Origin of the sequence: Akkermansia massiliensis, assembly GCF_023516715.1 — a bacterium.
In the GTDB taxonomy this organism is placed as follows: Bacteria; Verrucomicrobiota; Verrucomicrobiia; order Verrucomicrobiales; family Akkermansiaceae; genus Akkermansia; species Akkermansia massiliensis.
Window position 1 is genome coordinate 967332 of the sequence record NZ_JAMGSI010000001.1, and the last position, 20550, is coordinate 987881.

The 20550-nt window shown below is 57.9% G+C and carries 16 protein-coding genes; 7 read left to right on the top strand and 9 right to left on the bottom strand.

The features are described from left to right. Positions 1–131: 131 nt before the first annotated feature. The 4 genes from M8N44_RS04180 to htpG all read right to left on the bottom strand — a co-directional run bounded on the left by M8N44_RS04180 (position 132) and on the right by htpG (position 4705). A complete protein-coding gene (locus tag M8N44_RS04180) occupies positions 132–572 on the bottom strand; it encodes an RrF2 family transcriptional regulator (protein ID WP_102722359.1) in 441 nt (146 codons plus the stop codon). A 103-nt stretch (positions 573–675) separates the two neighbouring features. After that, positions 676–1782, bottom strand: coding sequence for an alanine racemase (gene alr / locus M8N44_RS04185; RefSeq protein WP_102728799.1), 1107 nt, complete (start codon positions 1780–1782; stop codon positions 676–678). Positions 1783–1945: 163 nt separating this feature from the next. After that, positions 1946–2788 carry a potassium channel family protein gene (locus M8N44_RS04190; RefSeq protein ID WP_102726244.1) on the bottom strand — a complete coding sequence of 281 codons (843 nt, stop codon included), beginning with the start codon at positions 2786–2788 and terminating at the stop codon, positions 1946–1948. Positions 2789–2863: 75 nt separating this feature from the next. Beyond that, entirely contained in the window at positions 2864–4705 is a 1842-nt protein-coding gene (gene htpG / locus M8N44_RS04195) for a molecular chaperone HtpG (RefSeq protein WP_102728800.1), read from the bottom strand. 174 nt (positions 4706–4879) lie between these two features. Here htpG and M8N44_RS04200 point away from each other — a divergent pair, with 174 nt between their 5' ends. Together M8N44_RS04200 and M8N44_RS04205 are read left to right on the top strand one after the other, a co-directional pair. Further along, positions 4880–6751, top strand: coding sequence for a M60 family metallopeptidase (locus M8N44_RS04200; RefSeq protein WP_180972822.1), 1872 nt, complete (start codon positions 4880–4882; stop codon positions 6749–6751). A gap of 407 nt (positions 6752–7158) precedes the next feature. Further along, positions 7159–7761, top strand: coding sequence for a transglutaminase domain-containing protein (locus M8N44_RS04205; protein WP_102726247.1), 603 nt, complete (start codon positions 7159–7161; stop codon positions 7759–7761). Positions 7762–8006: 245 nt separating this feature from the next. Here M8N44_RS04205 and M8N44_RS04210 read toward each other — a convergent pair whose 3' ends face one another. Continuing rightward, complete coding sequence (locus M8N44_RS04210) at positions 8007–8627, bottom strand: DUF417 family protein (protein ID WP_022396057.1); 621 nt, start codon at positions 8625–8627, stop codon at positions 8007–8009. A gap of 497 nt (positions 8628–9124) precedes the next feature. Between M8N44_RS04210 and M8N44_RS04215 the strand changes: the two genes are divergently transcribed. The 4 genes from M8N44_RS04215 (at position 9125) to M8N44_RS04230 (ending at position 15076) form a co-directional block, all read left to right on the top strand. Then, the gene (locus M8N44_RS04215; protein ID WP_022396058.1) at positions 9125–10282 is read left to right on the top strand and encodes an MFS transporter; all 1158 of its coding nucleotides are present in this window, start codon (positions 9125–9127) and stop codon (positions 10280–10282) included. Between the two features lie 169 nt (positions 10283–10451). Further along, positions 10452–11477, top strand: coding sequence for a phenylalanine--tRNA ligase subunit alpha (pheS, locus tag M8N44_RS04220; protein ID WP_102728801.1), 1026 nt, complete (start codon positions 10452–10454; stop codon positions 11475–11477). Between the two features lie 18 nt (positions 11478–11495). After that, positions 11496–14015, top strand: a complete 2520-nt coding sequence (gene pheT, locus M8N44_RS04225; protein WP_102728802.1) for a phenylalanine--tRNA ligase subunit beta — start codon at positions 11496–11498, stop codon at positions 14013–14015. Between the two features lie 59 nt (positions 14016–14074). Beyond that, a complete protein-coding gene (locus M8N44_RS04230; RefSeq protein ID WP_102728803.1) occupies positions 14075–15076 on the top strand; it encodes a lipoprotein N-acyltransferase Lnb domain-containing protein in 1002 nt (333 codons plus the stop codon). Positions 15077–15086: 10 nt separating this feature from the next. Here M8N44_RS04230 and M8N44_RS04235 read toward each other — a convergent pair whose 3' ends face one another. Beyond that, the gene (locus M8N44_RS04235) at positions 15087–15680 is read right to left on the bottom strand and encodes a M15 family metallopeptidase (protein ID WP_102728804.1); all 594 of its coding nucleotides are present in this window, start codon (positions 15678–15680) and stop codon (positions 15087–15089) included. A 152-nt stretch (positions 15681–15832) separates the two neighbouring features. Here M8N44_RS04235 and M8N44_RS04240 point away from each other — a divergent pair, with 152 nt between their 5' ends. Next, positions 15833–17296, top strand: coding sequence for a tryptophanase (locus M8N44_RS04240; RefSeq protein WP_102728805.1), 1464 nt, complete (start codon positions 15833–15835; stop codon positions 17294–17296). Positions 17297–17410: 114 nt separating this feature from the next. Here M8N44_RS04240 and M8N44_RS04245 read toward each other — a convergent pair whose 3' ends face one another. From M8N44_RS04245 to M8N44_RS04255, 3 genes are all read right to left on the bottom strand, one after another. Beyond that, positions 17411–18313 carry a hypothetical protein gene (locus M8N44_RS04245; RefSeq protein ID WP_102728806.1) on the bottom strand — a complete coding sequence of 301 codons (903 nt, stop codon included), beginning with the start codon at positions 18311–18313 and terminating at the stop codon, positions 17411–17413. Between the two features lie 2 nt (positions 18314–18315). Beyond that, on the bottom strand, positions 18316–19335 hold the full coding sequence (locus M8N44_RS04250; protein ID WP_102733160.1) for a hypothetical protein: 1020 nt from the start codon (positions 19333–19335) through the stop codon (positions 18316–18318). 159 nt (positions 19336–19494) lie between these two features. Next, entirely contained in the window at positions 19495–20544 is a 1050-nt protein-coding gene (locus M8N44_RS04255; protein ID WP_102728808.1) for a serine/threonine protein kinase, read from the bottom strand. Between the last annotated feature and the right edge of the window lie 6 nt (positions 20545–20550).

Below are 20550 nucleotides of genomic sequence, written 5' to 3' on the forward strand. Positions count from 1 at the left end.
TTATATTCCTATCGGGAAAGTAGGGAATAGATAGTTAAAGCGGGACGGGATGTCAAGTGCCGGGTAAAAAAAGTGGGACATAAGGCCAAAACAAAAAAGGGGCGAAAAAATGTTCAGGCCGGGTGCTCCGGTTAAATGCCTGCTCCGTAGTCGCAGCCGATTTCCTTCTGCTGCTCGGACAGGTCCTCCAGCGTGACGCGGCCCAGGTAATCCTCAATGACCTTTTGCAGCCCCCGCCAGAAAGGCAGCGTGGCGCAGCTTGACGCCCGCGGGCACGGGCTGTTCTGGGAGGCCGTGCAGGAAAGGGGCAGCAGGGAGCCTTCCGTCAGTTTCAGGATGTCTTCCGTGGTGTATTCCCGGGGATGCCGGGACAGGCGGTAGCCGCCGGACTTCCCCCGGAAACTCTGAACGAAGCCCGCTTTCAGCAGGATGGCGATAATTTGTTCCAGATACCGTACGGTGATGTCCTGCCTGGCTGAAATCTCCTTCAGGGAGATGTAGCCGTCGTCATTGTGCTGGGCAAGATCAATCATCAGGCGCAGTGCATAGCGTCCTCTGGTGGAAACCTTCATCATACCGGATCAATAAACGATATTTCAGGCTGCCCGTCAATCGGGAATGAAGGCACCGCGCGGAATAAGGGAACACGGGCGGACCGCTTCTCCGGCAGAGGGTTCAGTGGATGTAGTGGCGCGGCACCCGGGGGCCTATTCCGGTAAAAATTTCCCAGGAAATGGTACCGGCCTTTTCCGCCAGTTCCGTCACGGGAATGTTCGGCCCCATGATCTCCACGGTCATGCCCGGTTCCGGGTGCGGCACCCGGCTGACGTCCACCATGATCTGGTCCATCGTCACGCGCCCCAGTAGCGGGCAGGAGACTCCGTCCACCATCACGCGGGCGCCCTTGTGGGCCAGGGAGCGCACGTAGCCGTCCGCATAGCCTATTCCCACGGTAGCCACCCTGGTGGGATGGTCCGTTACAAAGGTGCCTCCGTAGGAAATGCCGTGCCCCTCCGGCAGCGTGCGCGCCACCGTCAGGCGGGAGAAAAGGGCCATGGCCGGCTTCAACTGCGCGGCCCAGGGAGAGGGAATGGGGGAAAAGCCGTACAGCACCAGCCCGGGGCGGCACATGTTGTTGGAGGGAATCTCATAATCCAGGGAAGCGGCGCTGTTGGCCAGATGGCAGTACTTCAGGGGCAGTTTTTCCCGGATGCGGGCGGCCATCTGTTCAAAGCGGGCAATTTGCCGGAGGGTGATTTCCCGGTCCTCGTCCGCGCAGGGCAGGTGCGCGCCCAGCCCTTCCATGTACAGGCTGTCCAGTTCCCCCAGGCGGGAGAGCAATTCTTCAAGCTGGTCCGGCAGGAATCCGCCGCGGCCCATGCCCGTATCCACGGAGATATGGATGGGAAGCGTCTTCCCGTACAGCCGCGCCAGGGAATTGTAGTGCACGGCTTCCTCGATGGTGGAGATGAAGGACCGCCAGCCGTTCAGCACGATTTCCTCCCGTTCCTCCGGAAAGGCGGGACCCAGGATATAGGGCCGGGTGCGGCATCCCGCCTGGCTGATGCGCCGCGCTTCCCCCACGTTGGCGACTCCGAAGAAGGCGATGCCTTCCGAATCCAGGGTGCGGCAGACCTGTTCCAGCCCGTGACCGTAGGCTGCCGCCTTTACCACGGGCATGTAATATTCACCCTTGGCCGCCTGCTTGACGACGTTCAGGTTATGGCGGATGGCCCCGAGGTCGATTTCGGCCCAGGCGCGGGGGGGGCTGGTAACTGGCATGATGGAGAAAGGCGGAGAGGTTGGAAAAAGGAAAGGGGCGGCACGCTGCCCCGGTACGGAGGGATTGTCCGCCTTTGCCCGTGCAATGCCAGACGGATTTTTGTCAGTCTTGGTGCAAAAAGAAGGGAGGACGGCAGGGGCAGAGACGCATCCGGCATTCGGGTCATTCCGGCTTTTGCGGTAAAGTGCCGGGGCCGGAGGCAGGTGTTTCCTGCTCTGGATGGGAAGATGCGTGCGGGGCGTCCCGCAGGGTTTTCAGCAGGGCCGCCATGGTGTCTATGTCCTCGTCCGTCATGGAGGAGAGGCCGTCCAGCTTCTTCTTGATGGCTTCAATTTCCTCCTCCCTGTACGGCATGGGTTCTCCCGCATGGGGATGCAGGAAAAAGGAGGTGATGGTGCTGGTCAGCGTTCCCACGAAGCCGATGCCCGTGAGCATCAGGAAAACGGCCAGGAATTTTCCGGGAGTGGTGACCGGGTAGGTGTCCCCGTAGCCCACTGTAGTGGCGGTGACAAAGGACCACCAGATGCCGTTGGGAAGGCTCATGCCTTCCGCCAGATGGATGCCCACGGCCCCCAGCAGGATGATGACCAGGGCGGCAATGCAGATGTACTTGAATCCGTTCGTGTTGAAGAAACGCCTGATGCGCGTGGTGAACCTCATGGCGTAGGAGAACAGGTCCAGGTACCTGGCGAGCCGCAGAATCTCGCCGAGGGAGGCGAACCTGAACAGACGGAACAGCACGTCAAAGGGAATGATGGCCAGCAGGTCCCAGACATGGTCCTTGACGAAGAGCCATTTGGACCTGCTGATGGAGAAGCGGACCACGTAATCCAGCACGAAAATCCAGTAAATGACCCGGTCTGCCGTCACTTCCCATTCCGCCGCCTCGGAAGTCAGGTCAATGGCCGCCAGCGTCACGGCGACCAGGGCCAGCAGGCACATGCCCGTTTGATAGGCCAGCTTCAGGAACAGGAAGTGCCGGGGCATGTGGTGGAACGCGTTCATGACGGGGAATGAAAGGAAAAAGCCGTCCCCGGGGCAGGGAGCGGCTTGTGAAAGAGGCCGTTTCCGCCGGAGGCTTTATTTAAGCAGGAGCTGCTCCATCAGGGCCTGGGAGGACTGGGCCAGCACGGCGGGATCGTCCAGCATGCCGGCGCGGAGCAGGGCGGTGTTCGCGATCTGGTCCGCCACCATCTGGGCCAGTTCCGGATTTTCCGTCCTCAGCGCGGAGAGCTTCTTCACCAGCGGGTTGGAGGGGTTCAGCTCCAGCTGGGGATGGCTTTCGGGGATTTCCTGCCCCATGGCTTTCATGTACGCCCTCATTTCCGGGCCCATGTCATTGCCGCTTTGCAGGGCCACGGCGGCTCCGCTGACCAGGCGCTTGCCCAGGGTGACCTTGGAGAATTTGTCCGGGTACAGTTCTTTCAGCCATTCTTCCAGGGCGGTGGCTTCCTCCTGGGGCAGGGCGTCCTTCTGTTCCTCTTCCAGCTCGGGAAGCTCCACGTCGGCGCGGTCGATCATCGTGACGGGCTTGCCGTCCACGCTGGACAGGGAGTCCAGCACGAACTCGTCCCCGTGGTCCGTGAAGAAGGCGACTTCGTATCCGCGGGCCTTGAAGGCTTCCAGGTACGGGCTGTTTTCCAGGTGGGAGCGGGAGGGGCCGGTGAGCGCGTAAATGGCAGTCTGCCCTTCCTTCATGCGGGTGATGTATTCCTCGAAAGAGGTCGTTTTCCCCGCATCCGTGGCGGTGGACTCAAAACGGAGCAGCTTGCCCAGGGATTCCTTGTTCGGCCAGGAGGTGACCACCCCTTCCTTCAGGTAGCGGGAAAACTGTCCGTAGAATTCCTTATAGGTTTCTTTTTCGTCCCTGGCAAGTTTGTCCAGGTGCTTGATGAAGCGCTTGGTGATAATGTCGCTGATCTTGCGCACCAGGGAATTGTCCTGGAGCATTTCGCGGGAAATGTTCAGGGGCAGGTCCTCGCTGTCCACCACGCCGTTCAGGAAGCGCAGCCATTCCGGAAGCAGGCCTTCCGGCTTGGCGTCAATCAGCACGCGCTTGCAGTACAGGGAGACGTTGGCGTCCACGCGGCCGAAGCCGAACATTTCCGGATTACGCTTGGGGATGAAAAGCAGGGCATTCAGCATGATGGGGGCGTCCGCGCTGAAATGCATGTAGGACAGGGGCTTTTCATCCGTGTGGGAGATAAACTGGTAAAACTCGTCGTATTCCTCCGGCTTCACGTCTGATTTGGACTTGGACCAGATGGCCTGGACGGTGTTGATGTGCTCTCCGTTGAAGTTGATGGGGAAGCCCACGAAGTTGGAATAACGGCGCAGGAGCTCCTTCACGCGGTATTCCTGGGAAAACTCCTCATACTCATCCTTCAGGTGGATGACGATGCGGGTGCCGCGGTCCAGCGGTTCGTCAAGGGTTTCAATGCTGTAGCCCTCCCGTCCGTTGGAAGTCCAGCGCAGGGAGGCCGCCTCCGGCTCCCAGGAATGGGTAAAGACCTCCACCTGGTCCGCCACCATGAAGGAGCTGTAAAAGCCCACGCCGAACTGGCCGATCAGGTCCGCGCCGCCTTCCTGCTTCTGCTTGAGGGCCTCCATGAACTTCTTGGTGCCGGAATGGGCGATGGTCCCCAGGTTTTCCACCAGGTCCGCTTCCGTCATCCCTATGCCGGTGTCCGCGATGGTGATGGTCTTGTTCTCCTTGTCCGTGGTGATGCTGATTTCCAGAGGCTTTTCCGGCTGGTAGATGTTGGAATCCGTCAGTTGTTTCAAGCGCAGCTTCTCCAGGGCGTCGGAAGCGTTGGAAACGAGCTCCCGCACAAAGATTTCCCGGTCGCTGTAAAGGGCGTTGATGACAATGTCCAGCAGCTGCCGGACTTCCGCCTGGAATTGATGCGTTTCTGTATTCATATGGAAAAATGTGTTACGGGTGCCATTATAGGGACCTCGTCAAGGGGATGGACAGTTTTTAAGCGGTGGCAGGAACGCCCCATGTCACAAAAACGGCCTTTTTCCGTCCATGTTCCCACTGGAGGATTTTTCCTTGAAACAATTCAGGAAACTGATCAGTATAGTTTTATAAACATGATCCTCTTACCATTCTTGAAAAAGGGAGCCCTTTTGCTCGCTCTCTGCGGCATGCTGGGCGGCGGCGTGCTTTCCGCCCAGGAGACCGGGTCCGTTCCGATTACGGAAGCGGGCCTGAAGGCGCTGGATTCCAACGTCTTCACCAATGACTTCATGCTGGCGCTGAAACCCAGTGTCACGCGTGACCGCATCGCCAAAATCAAGGATCCCTTCGTGCGCGGGCTCGCCCGCCAGATGGCGGAGAAAAAATATGACCGCAAGGCGCGCGCCATCACGGCGGAACCGTACGAACCGGTCAAGGACCTGGCGGACCGCCTGCGCACCAGCCAGTACAGCAAGTTTGAAAACCCCACCGGCATCTTTTTTGAGGAAGGGGAGGACGTGCTGCTGGTCATGGAAGACCCCAAAGGGGAAAAACTGAACCTGGTCATCCACAACTTCGGGCGTGACGGAGGCCGCAGCTCCTACCCTCTCAAGGCGGGAATCAACATCATCAAGGCGAAAAACAAGGGGCTGGGCTACATTGAATACTTCACGCCCAACTACAAGAAAGCTCCCAAGGTACGGCTCTCCATCCCGTCCGGCAAGGTGAACGGCGTGTTCGTGGGAGGCGTGAGCAAGAACAGCGACTGGAAGAAGATGCTGGAAAATTCCCCCACGGAGGTGGTGGACATCGTTGGCAGCCGCGTGCACCTGGTGTATCCGGTGGAGGAACTCAAGAAATTCTGCCCGGACAAGGGGGAGGAACTGATCGCCCTGTATGACAAGATCATCGGCATGGAGCAGCAGATCATGGGCCTGTACAAGTACAAGATGCTGCCTAAAAACCGGATGTTCGGCCGCGTGATCTGGAATGGCTTCATGCACGCGGACGGCACGGGCGCCGCCTTCCACAACGGCACGATGGGGGAAGTGGGCAATCCGGACAAGATTCCCGGCAGCGCCTGGGGCATCGCCCATGAATTCGGCCATGTCAACCAGGTGCGCCCCGCCATGAAATGGGTATCCACCGGGGAAGTGACCAACAACATTTACTCCGCCTACGTGAATTACATGCTGAATCCCTCCAGCATGCGCCTGGAGCATGAACGCATCAACGGCGGGGACGGCAACATGATCGGCGGCCGCTTTAACGCCTACCTGAACAACGGCATCCTGAAGGGGGAAAACTGGCTCATCCAGGCTGGCCCGGACAAGCGTTCCGGCGGGGACAACCGCCCGATGGTGCACGACCACTTTGTCAAGCTGGCTCCCCTGTGGCAGTTGGAGCTGTATTTCAAGGTGGCCGGGAAGGGCAATCCCGACTTCTATCCGGACATCTTCTACAAGGCCATCAAGATGGACACCAAGGGGAAGAAGGACGGCGAGCTTCAGCTCGCGTTCATGAAGAACGCCTGCGACGTCTCCAAACAGGACCTGACGGACTTTTTCCAGAAGACCGGCATGCTCAAGCCCATTGACCAGGAGCTGGACGACTACACCTGCGCCCGCATGACCATCACGGAGTCCGATTGCAAAAACCTGATTGCGTACGCCAGAAAGTACAAGAAGCCGGAAAGCCCCGTCATTTACTACCTTTCCGTCAACAGCGTGGAGGCGTACAAGAACCGCCTGCCCGTCCGGGGCGCCTGCAACCAGGGCATCACGGAACAGGGCAACCGGCGCATCATCTCCCATGACGTGTGGAAAAACGCCGCCGTCTTTGAAACCTACAAGGATAAGGAAATGGTCCGCATCACCATGGTGGGGACGGATTCCAAGGACAACTCCTCCACCACGGTTCCCTATCCGGAGGGCTCCACCCGGATTGAAGCCGTTTCCTGGGATGGCAAGCGTACGCTGGCGTACGGCAAGCGTCCCGCCAAATAAAAGCTTAAGAGGTTAGCGTGTTCGGGCGCCGCCGTTCTCCGGAACGGCGGCGCTTTTTCATGGGAGTGTTCTCGCTCCATGACGGCCCTCCGGCCACAGGAAAGCGGCCAGGTGAATAATCGCCCCATACGTCTTCTCCGGTGTATTTTTATGGCCGCGTCCCGGGAACAAGGGCTCCCGCCCCTTGCAAAACCATGAACGGCAAACGCAGAAATTTCCCTTTGCCGCGCTTGGGATAAGTTCAGGTACGAAAACCGGAATGCTTTCGCTCTTATCAGGCCTGCTGCATGCCCAGGACACCGTGGCTGATTTCTTCATCGTGAAGCTCCATCTTGCCCCCGGAACCTGCGTGGCCTTTTCCGCCTGTACTTCCTTCCGGTTTTCCAGTAAGAGGTGAAGAAGCAAGCATGGCCGCCATCGTCAACGACCTCAGTGAATATTTGAAAACCAGTCCTTATATTGACTGGAAGCATGAGCTGGTGCTGGACAGGGCCGCCCGGCTCCGCGCCGCAGGTAAAGGAGAGCTGGAATGGATAGCAGGCGCCTACCGCTTCGTGAGGGATGAAATAAGCCATTCATGGGATGCGCAGGATAAAAGAGTGACGGTTTCGGCGTCAGACGTGCTGCGGGAGAAAACGGGCATCTGCTGGGCTAAGGCGAATCTGCTTGCGGCCCTGCTCAGAGCCTGCGGCATCCCGGCGGGGATATGCTACCAGCGGCTGACGCTGGAAGATACGCCGGGAAGCGGGTACTGCATCCATGCCCTGAATGCGGTTTTTCTGCAAGATCCGGGCAGGTGGATCAGACTTGACGCCAGGGGCAATAAAGAGGGCATCCGGGCGGAGATGGATTTGGAGAAGGAACGGCTCGCGTTCCGCGTGAGGCCGGAAATAGGGGAAGCGGATTATTCTGAAATTTACGCGGAACCCTTGCAGCTCACCATGGACGTGCTGGAAAACAGCACGGACGCCCTGTACATGTACCTCCATTCCCTGCCGGGAGAAATTTAGCGGAACAGGCGGCTGTTCCGTGCTCCCGCTCTGAATGCAGGAGGAACGGTTCCCGGGGCGCCGCAGGCCTCTGCGGTTTCTGAACGGAATGCGGCCAGGGACTGCGCCCTTTTTTATTATTCCTTCGCTGACGCTTGATTTTCTTTCAATTGACGCAAGAGGTTAAGCCGCTCCAGACGGCTGCATATGGAACATTAACGCATAAAAAAGCCTCTGCCGTTCGGCAGAGGCGGTGACGGAAAGAATCAGTTCTTGCAGCAGGATTCCCCGCTCCTTGGGCAACCGAGGCGCGCCTTCAGGATGCGCTTGAAATCCGTGCCCAGCAGGATGAAGCCTCCGGCCATCATGGCGATATCCTTGATGACGAGGCGTCCCGCCCCGGACAGATAGGGGAAGCCGTGGTTGGGTCCGCCCAGGTCGGGCACCCACGTTTCCGGGGTGGTTATCAGGAAGGACAAGGTTCCGGCGGTCATGATGATGAGCAGGCAGTCGCCGATGAGGCCCACCTTCGGGAAAAAGAGGCCCAGCAGTACGAGCGTGCCGATGGAGACGATCAGGATTCCCAGCCCGTAGGCAAAGCCGTAGGTGTTGTTTTCCTTGTGCCATGCGATATTGGCCGGCACCACGGCTCCCTCCTTATTCATGTGCTGCTTGTATTCGGGAGCCTTCTTGTCGTAGAAGAAACTCATCATCGGGCTGTTGGCTACGAAGGGAACAATGCCGTCCGCTTCATACTGGAAGGCCTTGAGGCCGCCAATCCAGGCAAAGACGATGAAGACGGCCACTCTCAGAAAATTGATGCCGAACCGTTGGACGGTCTCGGCGTATCGGAGGCATTTTTCAGGGGACGGGCATGTAGTAGGCATATCCGCTTGTAATACTGAAAATATTCATCGTCAAGGGAATTTAGTTTAATTCCAAATATTCCTATAGGAATATAAAATGCAGACAAGCCGTAAGACATTCTTTTTTAATATGATGGTGTTTTTTTAGATGTGAGTGGAAAAACTGGAAAAGGAGAGATATAAATGGCTGCCTTTCCAGAGCTTGGCTTGCTGCGCTCCCAGGATGGATTCCCGAAGGCCGGGAGGCCTTCATTCCCAGGCGGCCTGTTTCGTTCAAGCTGCGGGAACATGTCTTCCTCTGCCTTTCCTGATGGCTGCGGTGCCGGGGTCAAAAGGGTGATTTGTTCCACGTTCGGCTTCCCTCATTCTGCGGGGTTCATGCTTCGCATTCCGTCCAGCCGCGCAAACCGTTTCCCGGGCCCCCTGCCGCGTACAGCCGGAAAAGTTTTTTACTTTTGAACGGGGGCGGGGGAACGGCTGTATAACATGGGATGGATAAGGCAGGAACTTCCGGAAGCATGAAGGGAAAGATGCTGCTGCTTGTGGCCTTTTTGATCATTTGTTTCAATCTGCGGACCGGATTTGACTCTCCGGACCCGCTGTTGGGAACGATTGAAAAGGATATGGGCCTTTCCCTTGAAAATTCAGGGCTGTTTGCCCTGCTGCCCGTGTTTGTGCTGGGCGTGGCCGCGCCCATTTCTCCGCGCGTGGCGCGCTGGCTGACGCCGTGGAAGATCATTTTCTGGTTCCAGCTTCTGGCCGTGGCCGGTATTTTCTGGCGCAGCTGGGACGGCGTGGCGGGCCTGTACGGCGGCATGGTCCTGATGGGGCTGGGCATGGGGATTGCCGGAGCGGCTATTCCCGGACTGATCAAGCACCAGTTTCCGGACCACGCCTCCGCCATGATGGGCATTTACAGCGCCATGATCGGCGTGGGGAGCGCGGTGGCCTCCGGCCTGTCCGTTCCCATCTCCAACATGCTGGGCGGCTGGCGCTTTGGGCTGGGAATATGGATTATTCCCATCCTGCTGGGAATGCTGGTGTGGGGCGCGTACTTCCTCAAGCATCCGGTAGGAGTGTTCCAGCGCGATCCGGATTCTTCCGGCCGCAACCTGCTGCGCAGCAGCAAGGCATGGCAGGTCACCATCTTTTATTTGAGCCGGGTGGGGGCAGCCTATTTCTTTTACACCTGGATTCCCATCTTCCTGAGGCAGCGCGGCATGAGCTACGTGGACGCAGGTTTCATCCTTTCCGTAGCCATGTTTGCCCAGCTTCCCGCCACGCTCTCCGCGCACGCTCTGGAAAAAGCCACGGGGGGCCGGGGCCTTCTCATCGTGATGGCCATGGCCCTGGCGGCTCTTTCCTGCTGGGGCATCCTGTATCTTCCGCTGGACTGGGCTGTCTGGATGGCCATTCTGTTCGGCCTGGCGACGGGAACCGTTTTCAGCCGCGGAATGGCGCTGATGGTGGAACGGGCCAGAACCCCGTCGGAGGCGATCAGGCTTTCCGGCATGTCCCAGGGCATCGGCTTCACCATGGGCGCCGCCCTGAGCCTGCTGTTCACCTCCTTCCTCCACCAGGGCGGTTCCTTCCTGCCGTTCTGCCTGGTTTATACCTTTTTCTGCGTGCTCGGCATGATTTCCGGCCGCATGTCCGCCCAGCCGGGGTATGTGTGATATGTTCAGGGAGATGTTAGATGTTAAGAATTAGCGGTTAGATGGAGGGAAACGGTGGTTTTCCCCTTCTTCTTTCCGCTTCCTGCCTTTTGTTTTTTGGAGAAGGGCCGCCGTCCGAAGGGCTTGACGCTGGCGGGGGGGAGGGGTAAGCTCTTGCCCGTCAAATTTTATGAAGGAAGAGATTGTACGCATTCAACGGGACGCCCTGGCGCGCATCGCCCAGGTGTCTGACAGGCGCGGCGTGGAAGACGCGCGCGTAGCCATCCTCGGCAAGAAAGGGGAACTGACCATGGCCCAGACGGGCATGAAGGACGTTCCCAGGGAGGAAAAGCCCGCCGTCGGCCAGTTGCTTAACGAGGCCCGCAAGGCCATTACGGAAGCTCTGGACGCCAAGCTGGAGGAAGTGCAGGCCCTGGCGGACAAGGCCGCCGTGGCCGGCGTTGACCTGACGCTTCCGGCCCGCTCCCTGCAGCCGGGCGGCCTGCATCCCCTCACGATCGTGCGGGATGAAGCCATCCGCATTCTGCGCCACATGGGCTTTGCCCTGGCGGACGGCCCGGAGATTGAGGACGAGTTCCACTGCTTTGACGCGCTGAATACGCCGGAGGACCATCCGGCCCGCAATGAGAAGGATACGTTTTACTTTGATTCCGGCAAGCTGCTGCGTACGCACACCTCCACCGTGCAAATCCGTTCCATGGAGAAGCAGACGCCCCCCGTGCGCGTGATTTCCCCCGGCTCCGCCTACCGCCGTGACGAGATTGACGCCACGCACCTTTCCGCCTTCAACCAGCTGGAAGGCCTGTATGTGGATACGGACGTTTCCGTAGGCGACCTGAAAGGGACGCTGGAATATTTTCTGCGCGCCCTCTTCGGCTCCGATACGGAAGTGCGCTTCCGCCCCCATTTCTTCCCGTTCACGGAACCCAGCTTTGAAATTGACGTGAAGCTGAAGGTGGACGGCCAGGAACCGCGCTGGGTGGAGATCGCCGGCTGCGGCATGGTGGACCCGAATGTTTTTGAAGCCGTGGACCGCGAACTGGGGCTGGAACCCGGCGTGCAGGCCCGCTATACGGGGCTGACCGGATTTGCCTTTGGCATCGGCCTGGACCGCCTGGCCATGATCCGCTGGGGCATCCGGGACATCCGCGCCCTGATTGAGAACGACATGCGCTTCCTTGCCCAATTCCAATAATTTTTACCTTACCCAGATATGAAAATTTCCCTTAACTGGCTTTCCCAGTATATTGACCTGGCCGGCCTGAGCGTGGATGAAATGTCGGACATGCTGACCTTTGCCGGCATTGAAGTGGAAGACATCCGCCAGCAGGGCGTGGACTCCCCGTACGTGGTGGTGGCCCGCGTGGCCTCCGCGGAACAGCATCCCCAGGCGGACCGCCTGAAGGTCTGCCAGGTGGACGTGGGAGACGGCACGCTGCACCAGATCGTGTGCGGCGCGCAGAACTACAAGGTGGGGGACAAGGTTCCCTGCGCCCTGCCGGGAGCGGTGCTGCCCGGCAACTTTGAAATCAAGGTGGGCAAGCTGCGCGGCGTGGAATCCCGCGGCATGCTCTGCTCCGCTTCCGAACTGGGGCTGCCCGACAAGGAGCACGGCCTCTGGATTCTTCCGCAGGAGCTGGAAATCGGCACGCCGATCTCCCAGGTCGTCAAGGCGGATACGATGGTGGAAGTGGAAGTGACGCCCAACCGTCCGGACCTGCTTTCCCACAACGGCATGGCGTATGAACTGGCCGCCATCTCCGGCCGGGAGTACAGGCCCGTTTCCATTGATGACGCCGGGGTGGAGCTGGAACCCGCCGGGGACTTCGTGCGGCTGGACCAGCCGGACCTGAATCCGTACTACACCGCCGTGAAAATCAGCGGCGTGAAGGTGCAGGAAAGCCCGGAATGGCTGAAGGAACGCCTGGTCGCCATCGGTCTGCGCCCCATCAACAACATCGTGGACGTCACCAACTACGTCCTGCATGAACTGGGCACGCCCCTCCACGCGTTTGACGCGGCGAAGGTGCAGGGCGGCATCGTCACCCGCACCGCCTACGAAGGGGAAACCTTCAAGGCCCTGGACGGGCAGGAATACACCCTCAACTGCACGGACCTGGTCGTTGCGGACCAGTCCGGCAAGGCGCTCGCCATCGGCGGCGTGATGGGCGGGGAGGAAAGCGGCGTGACGGACGCCACTACGGACGTCATTCTGGAATCCGCCTGGTTCAAGCCCTCCTCCGTGCGCGCCACGTCCCGCAGGCTGACCCTGTCTTCCGACTCCTCCTACCGCTTTGAGCGCGGCACATCCGCCTGGAACGTCCTGCGCGGTTCCGTGCGGGCCGTGGAACTGATTCTTCAACTGGCGGGCGGCACGGCCTCCCAAACGTATGTAGCCGGGGCTCCCGTTCCCAATCCGGCCCATGCCTGCATGCCTTCCTGCGGGGAGCCGGACGGCCCCGTTTCCGCGTTCGCTTCCCTGAAGCAGGGGAAGGGCGCCGCAGTGACCAATGAACTGGGTTTCGTGAAGCTTCCCTGGGAGGCTCTGGACCAGATGTCCGGCGGTTCCATTTCCCATGAGGAAGGAGCGCGCATCCTGGCGGCGCTGGGCCTGACGCAGGTTCCGGACGCCCCGGAATGCTGGCTGATCCCCCCCCACCGCCTGGACCTTACGCGCCCGTGCGACCTGCTGGAGGAAATCGTGCGCGTCTTCGGGCTGGACGGCATTCCGTCCCGCTTCTCCGGCCCCTTCGTCGCGGAATCCCCGGTAGACGTGGCCCACAATTTCCAGATGGGCCTGCGCCGCAAGCTGGCGGCCCTGGGGTTCTATGAAACCCAGACCATCAAGCTCATCGCCTCTGAAGCCGCTGACGGCACGATTGCCCAGGTGAAGGACGCGCTGCCCCTGCGCCCCCTTCAGGACGGTGACCTCATCCGCGTGTCCCTGCCGCTCAGCGAGGACCACTCCGTGCTGCGCCCCGCGCACACACCCGGCCTGATTGCCGCCGCCGTGCGCAACAGCAACCAGGGCGTCTCCGGCCTGCGCTTCTTTGAACTTGGCCGCGTTTTCCGCAATACGGGCGGCGGCAAGGGCCGGGACATTGAAACGGATACCCTGGGCATCCTGGTTTCCGGGGACCGCACGGCGCGCTCCTGGGCGGACCCCAGGCCGGAACAGGCCTCCTTTGAAGACCTGCTGGCCGTGATGGAAGCGCTGGCTCCGGGCCACCGCTTTACGCTGACTCCCGCCAAACCGCGCGAACAGGCCGCCCTGGGGGCGGACGTGCAGCTTGACGGGAAGGCCTGCGGCTACTTCGCCCGCCTGTCCCTGGCGCGCTGCCGGGAGCTGGGTCTGGACCAGCCCGTTTACGTGGCGGAACTGGACCTGCGCAAGATGCAGGAAGTCCTCACCGCGCCCGTGAAGGCCGCGGAATTGCCCCAGTTCCCCGGCTCCTCCCGTGACGCGGCCATGGAACTGCCCCTCTCCACGCCCAATGCGGACATCGTGAAGGCCATTGAAGCCGCACGGGAAAAACTGCTCGCCGGCTACTCCTGCTTTGACGTATTCACGGACCCCTCCGGTGAAAAGCTCCCGGCGGACCGCAAATCCATTGCCTACACCTTCCTGTACAGGGACCCGGCCAAGACCCTCACGGCTGCGGAAGTGGACGCCGCGCACCAGCGCGTGCTGAAAGTCCTGGCAGACAAGGTAAAGGGCCTTTCCTTCAGATAACCCCCCCAACAGGCCGCGCGTTTCATGAACCGGAACGCGCGGCCTCCTTTTTATCTTCCATGCACCTGCCTACCCTGCGCCATGCGGGCCTGATAGCTGCCCGTGTCCTGATGTTTGCGGCGTGGTTCGGCCTGTCCGTGTGGGCGGCCGGGGTAGTGTTTTACAATGTATGGGGCGGCGCCGTTCTGGTATGGCTTTACGTAGCCGCCATGGCCTGCGCTTTTGTTTTCCGCAGGAAGCGGCCCGTATTCTGGCGCGCCTCCTGGGGTGTGCTGGCCCTGCTGCTTGTGTATTACCTGTGCATTCCGGCGACGAACGGCAAGAAATGGCAGCCGTCATGGAGCCGCCTGCCCGCCGTGGAAATCAACGGAAATGAAATCCTGGTGAAGGACGTGCGCAGCTTCGTTTACCGGACGGAGCAGGACTTTGACGTGCGCTACGTGACGCGCCGCTTTGACCTGGACAAGCTGGCCACGCTGGACTTTGCCGTGAGCCACTGGGACGGCATGGAATTTGTGGCCCATACCATGCTCTCCTTCGGCTTTGAGGATGGGAAGCATCTGGCCCTGTCCGTAGAGACGCGCCTGCCGGAAGGGGTGGAGCAGGGGACCATCCCGGGCCTCTACAAGCAGTTCAACGTGATTTACATTCTGGCGGACGAGGAAGACCTGTTCGGCTTGCGCACCACCTACCGGAAGGAGGACATGTACCTATACCGCATCAACATAGACAGGGAGAACCTGAAAAAGGCCTTCCTGGGGTTTGCGGAGAAAATCAACAGCCTCCATGAACGCCCGCGTTACTACAACACCGTCACTGCCAACTGCACGACGGAACTGGTGGATACGTTCAAGAATTACCTGGGCGTGCGCCGCTGGCAATGGACTCCCGTTTTTAACGGCATGTGCGACCAGGACGCCTATGACCGGGGAGAGCTGCTCCATCTGCCCGGAGAAAACTTCCGTGAACTGAAAAAACGCTCCTTCCTGGGGCATGGCGGGGAAGGGCTGGACTGGGCAGCCCTCCGCCGCCGCTGGGAGGAGGGCTGGCGCACGGAATAAGCCGCACCGGTTAAAGGGTGGCGAACTGGAAGTGCATCCAGTCGTAATCCCGTGCGCGCCCCAGGGATACGGCCCCCTCCGCCTCCACGAACTGCCAGAAGGCCGCGTACTCCGGTCCGGACAGTACCGCTTTCGGTGCAGGGATGTTCAGGCCGTTCCTGTCTGGGTCCATGTCCACGGCGATGCCCCAGGCATGCATGGACGTGGCCTTGCCGCCGATGATGGAGCGGTTGTTGAAGCAGCCGCCGTACAGGTCCAGCCCCAGTTCCCGCACCTTCTCCATGCCGTAATGGTCCAGGGTGGCCTGGAAAATGCGGGTGAGCGGTTCCGCCACCAGCTTGTGGCAGCGCATGGTGGAAACGGTCGTGTCCCTGTCCCACGCAAGTCTCATGATGTAGGGCAGCCTGACGCTGGTCAGGTTGCTTTCATCCCCCGCCCGGCCGAAGATGGATTTTCCGGAGCGCACCTCCTCCTGGCTGGGCCAGGAATGTTCCGGCTGGCGGATGTCCAGTTTTTCCATCAGGGCCTGCGCCGTCCGGGGGCCGGGGATGCCGTCCGCATCCAGTCCCAGATGCTGTTGAATCAATTTCCAGTGTTCTTTCATAGGAGTTCACGCTAGGGGTTTCCTCCCGTAAGTTCCACATTTTTCCTGCCAGCGGCATTCCTGCCTTTCCGGAAGGGGAGAAAAAGAAGCGGGGTGTCTTTTATGTTGCGGAAAGGACTCATTCTGCTACACTTTTATTCACCTTTTATTTTATGAATTCAGAACCATCCAACGTTGTCAAATTTTACAATGGGGAACAAATTCCCCTGGAACTGCATAAAGTCCGCGTGGTGCAGAAGCTGCATCTTGTCCCCGTGGAACGCCGTCTGGAAGCCGCGCAGGAAGCCGGGTTCAACACGTTCCAGTTGAGCACGAACGACGTTTATCTGGACATGCTGACGGATTCCGGCGTCAACGCCATGAGCGACAACCAGATCGCCGCCATGTTCCGTGCGGACGACGCCTATGCCGGTTCCCAGAGCTTTGACCGCCTGAAGCAGGCCGTATGGGACGTCTTCGGCAAGGAATACCTGCTTCCCGCCCACCAGGGCCGCGCCTGTGAAAACATCATCGCCCGCACCTTCGTGAAGCCCGGGGACGTGGTTCCCATGAACTACCATTTCACCACCACGCACGCCCACATTGACCTGAACGGCGGCAAGATTGAGGAACTGGTGGCGGATGACGCCGTCAACCCGGTCAGCACCAACCCCTTCAAGGGCAACCTGGACCCCGCCAAGCTGCGCGGCTGCATCGCCCGCCATGGGGCGGACAAAATTCCCTTCGTGCGCATGGAAGCCTCCACCAATTTAATCGGCGGCCAGCCTTTCTCCATTGCCAACATGCGTGAAATCCGCGGCATTTGCGACGAATTCGGCATCATGCTGGTGCTGGACGCCTCCCTGATCGGGGAAAACGCCTACTTCATCAAGATGCGTGAAGACGAGTTCAAGGACTCCTCCTGCGCTGACATCCTGAAAACCATGTGCGGCCTGGCGGACCTGGTATACTTCTCCGCCCGCAAGGTTTCCTCCTCCCGCGGCGGCGGCATCTGCACGAACGACCGCTCCATCGCCAAGAAAATGGAGCACCTGGTTCCCCTGTTTGAAGGCTTCCTGACCTACGGCGGCATCTCCGTGCGTGAAATTGAAGCCATGGCCGTGGGCCTGTATGAAACCACGGACCTGACCGTGATTTCCCAGAGCCCCTCCTTCATTGAATACTTCATCGGCCAGATGGTGGACATGGGCATTCCCTGCGTGACCCCCGCGGGCGGCCTGGGCGCCCATATTGACGCCGGGCGCTTCCTGCCCCATATTCCGCAGGAGGACTATCCTGCCGGGGCCCTGGCGGCGGCCTTCTTCATCGCCTCCGGCGTGCGCGGGATGGAACGCGGCACGCTCTCCAGCGTCCGCGACGAAAACGGCGACGACATTCTGGCGGATGTGGAACTGCTCCGCCTGGCCTTCCCGCGCCGCGTCTTCACGCTGTCCCAGGTCAAATACGTGGCGGACCGCATGAAATGGCTCTACGACAACCGCGACCTGATCGGCGGCCTGGAATTCGTGGAGGAACCGCCCGTGCTGCGCTTCTTCATGGGCAAGCTCCGCGCCAAGAGCGACTGGCCTGAAAAACTGGCCGCGAAGTACCGCCAGGACTTCGGGGAAAGCCTGTAAAAAAATCTCACGATCTACTGGAATAAAAAACAAGGCCGGATCCACGCGTCCGGCCTTGTTTTTCTAAAGAAAAATAATTTAAAAAATATTTTCCGTTTTTTGATAAAAGAAGTGTTAGCGCAAGTCGTTTTTACGGAATCCCTTGTAGATGAAGTCTGTCTTTGGGCCGCGGCCCACCGTCCTGTCAAACAGATCTACCATTTCCCCGTCCCGGTACCCTGCCATGCGGATGAATTTAAGAATATCCGCTTTGCTGTTGGAAAAATGCTTTATAAGAATTGTCATCCAGAGTTTTTCCATGCGTTCCAGATTAGATTTTGCACTTAACTGGCGGTTTTGGGCAGTGACATACATGTCACTGTAACGTCTGCGTGCTTCAAACTGTCCTCGGATATATTCTTTCCCGAATATCTCGTCTTCCGTTGGGAATGTATCGCTGAATCCGTTATTGGCTACGGAACGGAACTGCTTAATATAAGCTGAAGCATAGGATGCAGTAAGAAGATTTATCTCCCTTTCTCGAATATCAAGTTTTGATGCGATCTTTGAATGATCTAGGAAAAGCATAGAATCAAATACCCAATGCTTTAGTAGAATATCGTTTTTGGAACCGATGAAAGGAGAAATATTTTCCTTAGAAGGATGGCTCAGGTCTTGATAACCAATAGGAGCTGCTCCCAAATAGTAGAAGAGCCATAATTGATATGAAATCATTTCTTTACTGGCGGAAGTCTCATTTATACAACCGATTTTTCTGTATAATTTCTCAGCCGTATTATAGAAACTCTTCATATCGCCCTGGCTGAGTAATTTTTCAAATTCTTTGAATTCTTCAGGGCGCGGAGGAAGATTTTTTAAGGATGACGGTGGCTTCAGGAATGGATCAAGCTTGACAGGATTGAGCTTGGCAGGCTCTGGATTAACGGGAACAGGATGAACGGTCTTGATCTTGACGAGATTGGCGTTTATCGGTTCGGTCATACCCAGAGCAAGCAAAATGAAAAAAATACTTTTCATGATCAGTTATTTAAATTATTCGGAATAGGGGTTGTTTTTTGTACCTTAACCGGATTTTTCTCAGAGTGGAATTTATCAATTTCTATTGTAATATCCTTATTTGTTTTGGAAATACTGCAATTCATAATACCACGTGCGACGCCCGCACATAACTCTGGATCATTACCGTTTGATTGTGCCGACACTAACCTGAACCAGCATTTGTGTCCCCATGTCATCGGGTTTTCCTTATCCAGAATGTTTAATTGATCTTTGGTGATCGGCAAATCAAGAGCTATTTCGTCCTTAAACTGGTTAGTCTGCTGAATTTCCACGGGCTTGGGATTGGGGTTATGTGGTGGACGATTGTTTTTATTATGCTGGGGATTGACATATCCTTCGTCTATTTCCTTGATTTTCATTTTTGAGAAATTTACGTCAAGAGGATGAATGGTTAATTGGATAATCATCCAGGCTGAAGCAAAGGGAACTCCCGGCATTTGTTCCTGAATTTGAGGAGGAGTATCCTGGCCTTCCTTGAGTTTTTGTACCTTTGCTCCCTCAGGGATGACAATCTTAAGAGAATATGGTTTGGATACTAATCCCCCTTCTGTTTTTACTGTAACCGTAACCTGTCCGTTTTTTTCTGCTGTTGGTTTAGCTTGAGCATCAAAAGATGTGATTCCTTTCATTTTTTCAGGAAGAATCAATACACCTTCTTCATCCGTGACGATCCATTCCAGTTTTTTAGGGTCTCCCATCAAGGCTGGTTTCGCTTCCAAACTAATGGTGATTGTTTCTCCTACTCCAATGGTTTGGCGTTTTAGGTCATCTTCTTTGGAATCCTTGCTGATTCCCATATTGAATTTTGCGGAATGAAGTTCCGTCTTCGATACAATTTTAAGACCTTCTATTTCTTCGTTTTCAGCATCTTCTGCCCCAGCTGTCGACCATAGAACAAATAGAATGAGAATCTTGCAGACATATTGTATAGTAATTCGATTACTATTGGTGTAACATATTGGACGAGAAAACATAGTCATTATGAGAAGGCAAAGGCTAAGAAAAAATGATGCATTGATCAATATAAAATTTCATCAATAGTGAATGTATAACATTTGCCCCGGCGAAGGAATCACCCTTTTTCTGTAATAACAGAGGCGATTTTTATTGTTTTTGACAATAAAAAGTCAGGATAGGATTTAAAATTGAAGCAGGCCCTGCTTCCAGCATATCCAGACGGCCGCCGCCGCGATGAGAAGGATGATGACGAAGGCGGTGCCTGCGGAAGATTTCTTTCTGGCCTTGGGCAGGGCTTTCCGCGCCACTCCTCCGGCTTGCAGGGTTCCTGCGGCCGCCATGGCGTTGATGTAATCGTTCCATGCTTTGGCGGAATGGAAGCGGCTGCGTTCATCCGGAGACAGGGCCTTGTCAATCCCGGAAAGGAAGTTCATGGGGTATGTCTTCCGCAGGGCCGCGTAACTGGTCACCTTCGGGTTGCGGTCCACCACGGAACGCTGGTCCGCCGGGTGGGGAACCTGGCCCGTAAGCAATTCGTAGAACGTGGCGCCCAGCTCGTACATGTCGCACCAGGGGCCGATTTCGCTCCGGCGTCCGGGGTAGAATTCCGGCGGCGTGTAGCCGGGAGTGATCTGGACGAGGCCCTGGTGCTGGAGGGTCTTGGTGCGCACGGCGCCGAAGTCGATCAGCTTGGGCGTGCCGTCCGGCTGGATGAAGATGTTTCCCGGCTTGATGTCGCAATGGTAAACTCCCATGGCGTGAAGGTAGTGCAGGATGTCCAGCAGGCGGAACAGAAGGTCCGTGGCCCGTGCCGGCTCCATGCTCTGTCCGGTGGCGTGCATGGTGGTCATCAGGTCGAACAGGGTCTGCCCCTGGATGTTTTCCATAACGTAATAGCAGGTGCCGTTGGCATCAAACATGTCGAACACCTGCACGATGCCGGGGTGGTTGAGCTGGGCCAGGACGGAAGCCTCCTGCCGGGAGTTGGAAATGCTCTGGGCGAAGTTGACGGCGGCCTGTTCGTCCCGCGGGTGGACGAAGCCGGTTTCCATGTCCCGGAAGGCGTAGGCGTCCGGCATGCATTCCTTGATGACGACGTACCGGGAATGGGGATTGTCCAGCGCCAGGTACGTAATGCCGAAGCCTCCGGCGTTCAGCACATTCAATATCGTATACTTGTCTTGCAGAACGGTATTGTTCGCAAGCGGGTAAACCAGGGTTTCTTGTTCCATGTCAGG